Source organism: Yoonia sp., assembly GCF_014859355.1.
In the GTDB taxonomy this organism is placed as follows: Bacteria; Pseudomonadota; Alphaproteobacteria; order Rhodobacterales; family Rhodobacteraceae; genus Yoonia.
On record NZ_JACUUJ010000030.1, the window covers coordinates 25,813 to 31,990 of the forward strand.

The window sequence follows — 6,178 nt, forward strand, 5'->3', positions numbered from 1 at the left end:
ATTTTCGGGGGTGTCGGGGTAAACCCCGCCCTTTACTTATTCGGCCATCGCCTTTGCCAGTTCCGGCAGGAACCGCTGTTCATAATCCGACCCGATCAGCGGGCCGACAAAACGGAACAACACGGTCCCGTCGCCACCCACGATGAATGTTTCCGGCGGTGCCGTCACACCCCAGTCAATCGCGACACGGCCGCGCAGATCGAACCCCGTGGCAAAAAACGGGTCTTTGGAATTGATCAGATACTCTGACGCCTGTGCCTGCTGGTCGCGGAAATTGATGCCCGCAACGCGATACCCCTGCGCCTGAAGATCCAGCAGATTGGGGTGTTCGGCGCGGCAGGGCGGGCACCAGCTGGCCCAGAAATTCACGATGGTCACGTCACCGACCCGCAGGTCCGCATCGGTCAATTGCACGGTCCCCTGCACCGCCTCGACTGGAACGGACGGCGCTTGCTGACCCACGAAGGTGGACGGCAATTCATTGGCATTGTCGCGGAACATTCCGGCAGCGAAAAGCCCGGCAAGCGCTGCGAAAATCACCGGAGGAATGATCATCATTGGTGATATTTTAGCCATTCTTTTCGATCCTTTCCAAGGCGACCCGCACCCGACGCGACCGCCGGACGCTCAGCCCCACGATGACCGCCAGCAGGCCAAGGCTGACCCCGTAAGACAACAGCACCTCGACCGCGTATTTTCCCAGATCAAGCACGGCGCATCCTCGCTTCCAGTGCGCGCATCCGGCGGGCACGAATTTCGGTCCGGGTGCGCAACAGAACAAGTGCCACAAACAACAGCACAAAGCCTGCGATACTGATGAACAGCGGCACGGCAAAGACGTTGGACACGCGTTCCTGCGTGTCACCCGCCACCGCCCCGGCCCGCATGACCGATGCGCCTTGGTGCAGCCCTTGGCTCCAGAACAGGACGGCATAGCGTGACAGAATCGCAAAGACCGATCCAACCATGCACAGAACCGCCGTCAGGTCGGCGGCTGTGTCGGGGTCTTCGATGGCTTCCCACAGGGCGATATAGCCTAGGTAGAACAAAAACAGGATCAGGAACGATGTCAGCCGCGGATCCCACGCCCAATAGGTGCCCCACATCGGCTGGCCCCAGATCGCGCCGGTAAACAGCGCAATCAGCGTCATGGTCATCCCCACCGGGGCCGCCGCACGCGCTGCAAGGGCCGACACATGGTGCCGCCGCACCACCCAGATCAATGACGCAACCAGCATCATGATCCAGGCGTTGATCGCCATCAGCGCCGCAGGCACATGCAGATAGATGATTTTCACCGTCGATCCCTGCCGGAAATCATCGGGTGTGAAAAAGAACCCCCAGACCAAGCCCACTGCCAAAGACACCCCGCCAAGGATAAAGGTCCAGGTCAGCACGGGCCCTGTCCAGCCCATGAACTTTTTCGGATTTGCATATTCCCAGATCGACATGGTTGTTATCTATCCTGCCCCACAAGCACCCTCAATCCCCGATCACCGCAGATTGATCCGCAAAACCGCCGCAGTGGCAAACGGCAACAGCGCAAAGCCCCCGACAGTGATCCCTGCCAGCAACATCAACGCGCCCGTCGGGTCAAGCCCGTCCGCGCCGCGCCGCACCGCCTCGGCCCCGAATATCAGTGTTGGCACATACAGCGGCAAAACCAAGAGCGACAAAAGTAGCCCGCCCCGCCGCAACCCCACCGTCAGCCCCGCGCCAAAGGTGCCGATCATCGACAGCGCCGGCGTGCCCAAAAGCAGCGAGAGCAGCAGGTAAACATAAGCCTCGGGCGCGAGGTTCAGCAGGAACCCCAGCGCGGGGGCGGCCACCGTCAGCGGCAAACCCGTGGTGATCCAATGCGCCAGCGCCTTCATCAATGCCGCCCCTTCAAAGGGCAGCGGCGAAGTGGCCAGCAGCGTCAGCGACCCGTCCTCGAAATCCAGCGCGAATATCCGGTCCAGCGACAAAAGCGCCGCCAACAGTGACGCGACCCAGAAAATGCCGGGTGCGATGGCCGACAACAGCGCAGTGTCAGGCCCCACGCCAAAGGGCACCAGCACCACGACGATCAGGAAAAACGCAAGCCCCAGCCCGAACCCGCCGCCCGCGCGCACCGCAAGGCGCAGGTCACGCAGCAAAAGCGCAATCATAAAAACGCCTCGTCACTGCCGCCATGGGCGTCGGGGGCGGCCCGATACGGGGTCAAATCCAGTTCCGGCGCGTCCAGCCCCAGATCAATATGGGTGGCGATCACCGCAATGCCACCCGCCGCCAGATGCCCGCGCAGCCAATCGGCAAACAGCTTGACCGAAAAGCGGTCAAGCGACACGGTAGGTTCATCCAGAAACAACACTTTGCGCCCGATCACCCCAAGCCGCGCAAGGCCCAGCCGCCGCTTTTGCCCGGCAGACAAGGTGCCGCCCGGACGGTCGCGCAGGTCGGTCAGGTCGAATTTTTCAAGAATGTCATCGGGCAAGTCCCCGCCGTAAACCTCGGCCCAGAACACGAGGTTTTCGGTCACGCTCAGTGCGGCCTTGATCCCGTCGGCGTGGCTGGCATAGGCACCCTGCTCTTCGGGGAAATCCACAGTACCATCCAGCGCCGGTTGCACCCCCGCCAAGGTGCGCAGCAGCGTGGTTTTGCCCACACCGTTCGGCCCGCGCAAGATCAGCGCCTGCCCTGCGGCCACATCAAAGCTGACCGCGTTCAGCACCGGCACACCACCGCGCGCACAGGACAGATTGCGCACCTGCAGCATTCAGACCGGGATCAGGGCAACAGCCACGCGCCGCCCTTCGGACAACAGGATGTTGTAGGTGCGACAGGCCGCAGGCGATGCCATGGTTTCCACCCCGATGCCTGCGTGCTCCAGCGTTTTGCGGAAGTCGGCGGGCGGATGGGCAATTTCCGCCCCAGTGCCCACGAACAACACATCAAGGTCATCGCCCTGTGCAAGGATCATAGCGGTATCATCAAATCCGCCCCAAGCGGTCACACCCGATGCAAAAACGGCGACAGGACCATTGATGATCTTGCCGCCAATGCGGAAAAATCCCGGACCATAGCCATCAATCGGGACCGCGTCATTATAGCTGATTTCGTTCAGGCGCATTGCGGCCCCCTTTTAGGTATCAATATGACCAAAGCGCGTGCCAGCGGCGGGGTCTTTTTTCGACCAGTCACGTTTCACGCCCAGCACCAAAAGCAGCGCAGAAGCCACGAAAATGGATGAATAAGTGCCGATAATCACGCCCCAGATCATCGCAAACACGAACCCGCGGATCACATCGCCCCCCAGCACAAACAGCGAAATCAGCGCCAGCAGAGTCGTGCCCGATGTCATCAACGTCCGCGATAGGGTTTCGTTGATAGACAGGTTCAGAACATCTTTCAGGTCTTTTTTCTTGTACTTGCGCAGGTTTTCACGGACCCGGTCGAATACGATCACCGTGTCGTTGATCGAATAGCCCACGATGGTCAGCAAGGCCGCGATGATCGCCAGATCAAACTTGATCTGCAATTCCGAAAAAATCCCGATGGTCAGCAACACGTCATGCACCAGCGCCAGCACAGCACCCACGGCAAACTGCCATTCGAACCGCAGCCAGATATAGGCCAGAATGGCGCCAACAGCCAAAGCCACGGCCAGAATGGCGGTGTTGATCAGTTCGCCCGACACCTTTGGCCCGACAGATTCAACTGACGGAAACTGCATTTCAGGGTCAATACCGCGCAGGGCGGTCTGAATTTCCAGGATCGTGTCCGATGCGATACGTTCGTCACCTTCTTGTGCCTGAATACGGACCATGGCCACATGTTCGTTGTCGCCAAATGTCGGGTCGAACACCTCGGCGATGGACACATCCCCCAGATCAAGCGGCGCCAGCGCACTGCGGTAGGCGGCCACATCAACAGGCACCCCTGACTGGGTGCGGATGCTGGTGCCTCCTTGGAAATCAATACCGTAGTTCAGCCCCTGAATGATGAACGACCCAAATGCCACCACCATCATGACCAGCGATATCCCCAGCCACAGACGGGCGCGTTTGAAGAAATCAATGGTTGTAACGTCGGGAACCAGTTTCAGGCGCATATCAAACCTCGATTGTCTTGGGACGGGTGCGCGCGAACCACAGGGAAATGATTGACCGCGTGACGAACAAGGCAGTGAACACCGATGTCATGATGCCAAACCCCAAAGTCACAGCAAAACCACTGACCGGACCGGACCCGATGGTAAACAGGATCACCGCCGTGATAAACGTGGTGATGTTGGCATCCACAATCGACGACAGCGCCTTTTCGTAGCCCAGTTCGATCGCGCGCGCCGGGCCCTTGGCGGTTTTCAATTCTTCGCGAATCCGTTCGAACACGATCACATTGGCATCCACTGCCATCCCGATGGTCAGCACGATCCCCGCGATCCCCGGCAAGGTCAGCGTGGCCCCGACAACGGACAAAAGACCAAAGATCAGCCCGACATTGATGATCAGCGCGATATTGGCAAAGATGCCGAACAAACCATAGCTTAGCGCCATGTAAAGCAAAATCGCCAGCCCCGCGACGATACAGGCGATCTTGCCTGCGTCGATACTGTCCTGCCCCAGTTCGGGGCCGATGGTGCGTTCCTCAAGGAACGTCAGTTCGGCGGGCAAGGCGCCCGACCGCAGCAGCACGGCAAGGTTTGTCGCCTCTTCTGCCGTGAAATTGCCGGTGATGATGCCCGAACCACCCGGAATATGGCTTTGAATTGTGGGGGCAGAGATCACTTCGTTGTCCAGCACAATGGCAAAGGGCGATCCGATATTTTCCAGCGTATAATCGCCAAACTTGCGCGCCGCCGCTGTATTGAAACGGAATGCAACCGCAGGCCGCCCGTTCTGGTCGAAATCAAGCTGCGCGTTTTCCAGATCTTCGCCTGTCACGACGGGGCGGCGTTCCAGAATGTAAAATAGCCCCTCTTGTTCGGCATCTGGGGCAAGGATGTTGCCGCTGCCCGGCGATTGGTTCGCATCACCGGTGCGCCCCAGCACGGGGTTGAATGTCAACTGCGCGGTGGTTCCCAGCAGGTCGATGATTTCATTGGCAGACCCGACACCGGGCACCTGCACCAGAATACGCTGTGCGCCCTGCCGCTGGATCGTGGGTTCGCGGGTGCCGACCTCGTCGATGCGGCGGCGGATGATTTCCAGCGACTGCGAAATCGTGCGTTCATCCATCGCCAGCTTTTCGGCGTCGCTCAGCGTGATGGTCAGAACGGTGCCGTTCATCGACACGTTTATATTGCTGGCGCCGGCCCCCATCAGCGTGGTCACAGGGCGGCCCAGACCACGCACCAGTTCCAGCGCGCGCGCGGCACCGCCGGGTTCTGAAATGCGCACGCGCAATTCGCTCTCGGGGCTGTCCTCGCGTGTCACAAAACCAACTATGTTGCGTTCGGCGGCAAGCACATCGCGCACCTCGGGCCAGAATCCTTCAAGGAAGGTCGCATGCACATCCTCGACCCGGACCTCGACCAGCAGATGCGCGCCACCGCGCAGATCAAGGCCAAGATTCACCAGATTGGACGGCAGAAACCGGGGCCAGCCTGCCGCAGCCTCGGCCAGTGTTGCATCGCTTCGCCCGGTCTGGATGACCTTCATCGCGTCGTTATGCGCCTCGACCCGACCATAAAACCCGTTCGGCATGGCAAGCATCAGGCCCACGATCACCGTGAGCCAGATCATCACCTGTTTCGGCGTTGAGATATTCAGCATGAAAAACGGCCCCTTGCCGGATTCAGGATTTCGCCGGTTCTGTCTTGTTCACAACGCTCGCAATTGTCGCCTTGACCACACGAATCTGCACACCCGTTGCGATTTCGACCTCAACTTCGTTGCTGTCATCCTTGACCTTGGTGACCTTTCCCATGATGCCACCCTGCGTAATCACCTGATCGCCCCGGCGCAGCGCATTCAGCATCGCCTGATGTTCTTTCAGCTTTTTCTGCTGTGGACGGATCAGCAGGAAATACATGATCCCAAAGATCAGTACGAGCATAATAAGGTCTTGTGGTCGCATATCCTATCCCTTTGTCTGGCCCGCCGTGGCGGACGAAAGTTGCGGCAACCTAAATGCTGGCCCACCGATTGGCAACGCTGTCGCAGCCGTAATCGCGATATGGGGCAAGCGGGGGCCG

At 59.6% G+C, this 6,178-nt stretch carries 9 protein-coding genes; all 9 read right to left on the bottom strand.

Annotation, left to right across the window (positions count from 1 at the left end; genetic code table 11):
* Positions 1-36 precede the first annotated feature (36 nt).
* From IBX59_RS11100 to yajC, 9 genes are read right to left on the bottom strand one after another with little or no spacing between them, the layout of a single operon-like run.
* Positions 37-576 carry a DsbE family thiol:disulfide interchange protein gene (locus IBX59_RS11100; RefSeq protein WP_296375461.1) on the bottom strand — a complete coding sequence of 180 codons (540 nt, stop codon included), beginning with the start codon at positions 574-576 and terminating at the stop codon, positions 37-39.
* Entirely contained in the window at positions 569-712 is a 144-nt protein-coding gene (ccmD, locus tag IBX59_RS11105) for a heme exporter protein CcmD (protein ID WP_296375463.1), read from the bottom strand. The genes IBX59_RS11100 and ccmD overlap by 8 nt, the downstream gene beginning before the upstream one ends.
* Positions 705-1,451 (bottom strand): heme ABC transporter permease CcmC, encoded by a 747-nt coding sequence (gene ccmC / locus IBX59_RS11110; RefSeq protein WP_296375465.1) that lies wholly within the window; start codon positions 1,449-1,451, stop codon positions 705-707. Before ccmC ends, ccmD begins: the two co-directional genes overlap by 8 nt.
* Before the next feature lie 42 nt (positions 1,452-1,493).
* Positions 1,494-2,150 carry a heme exporter protein CcmB gene (gene ccmB / locus IBX59_RS11115; protein ID WP_296375467.1) on the bottom strand — a complete coding sequence of 219 codons (657 nt, stop codon included), beginning with the start codon at positions 2,148-2,150 and terminating at the stop codon, positions 1,494-1,496.
* Positions 2,147-2,758, bottom strand: coding sequence for a heme ABC exporter ATP-binding protein CcmA (gene ccmA / locus IBX59_RS11120; RefSeq protein WP_296375470.1), 612 nt, complete (start codon positions 2,756-2,758; stop codon positions 2,147-2,149). The genes ccmB and ccmA overlap by 4 nt, the downstream gene beginning before the upstream one ends.
* The gene (locus IBX59_RS11125; protein WP_296375472.1) at positions 2,759-3,112 is read right to left on the bottom strand and encodes an Mth938-like domain-containing protein; all 354 of its coding nucleotides are present in this window, start codon (positions 3,110-3,112) and stop codon (positions 2,759-2,761) included.
* 12 nt (positions 3,113-3,124) lie between these two features.
* Entirely contained in the window at positions 3,125-4,093 is a 969-nt protein-coding gene (gene secF, locus IBX59_RS11130; protein ID WP_296375473.1) for a protein translocase subunit SecF, read from the bottom strand.
* A gap of 1 nt (position 4,094) precedes the next feature.
* Positions 4,095-5,756: a protein translocase subunit SecD gene (gene secD / locus IBX59_RS11135; protein WP_296375474.1), complete on the bottom strand. Its 1,662-nt coding sequence runs from the start codon at positions 5,754-5,756 to the stop codon at positions 4,095-4,097.
* Between the two features lie 22 nt (positions 5,757-5,778).
* A complete protein-coding gene (yajC, locus tag IBX59_RS11140; RefSeq protein WP_296375475.1) occupies positions 5,779-6,060 on the bottom strand; it encodes a preprotein translocase subunit YajC in 282 nt (93 codons plus the stop codon).
* Between the last annotated feature and the right edge of the window lie 118 nt (positions 6,061-6,178).

Bases quoted from the DNA above. Each gene is read 5' to 3' on its own strand.
- IBX59_RS11100 (WP_296375461.1), bottom strand. From the start codon at position 576: ATGGCTAAAATATCACCAATGATGATCATTCCTCCGGTGATTTTCGCA.
- ccmC (WP_296375465.1), bottom strand. From the start codon at position 1,451: ATGTCGATCTGGGAATATGCAAATCCGAAAAAGTTCATGGGCTGGACA.
- ccmB (WP_296375467.1), bottom strand. From the start codon at position 2,150: ATGATTGCGCTTTTGCTGCGTGACCTGCGCCTTGCGGTGCGCGCGGGC.
- ccmA (WP_296375470.1), bottom strand. From the start codon at position 2,758: ATGCTGCAGGTGCGCAATCTGTCCTGTGCGCGCGGTGGTGTGCCGGTG.
- IBX59_RS11125 (WP_296375472.1), bottom strand. From the start codon at position 3,112: ATGCGCCTGAACGAAATCAGCTATAATGACGCGGTCCCGATTGATGGC.
- secF (WP_296375473.1), bottom strand. From the start codon at position 4,093: ATGCGCCTGAAACTGGTTCCCGACGTTACAACCATTGATTTCTTCAAA.
- secD (WP_296375474.1), bottom strand. From the start codon at position 5,756: ATGCTGAATATCTCAACGCCGAAACAGGTGATGATCTGGCTCACGGTG.
- yajC (WP_296375475.1), bottom strand. From the start codon at position 6,060: ATGCGACCACAAGACCTTATTATGCTCGTACTGATCTTTGGGATCATG.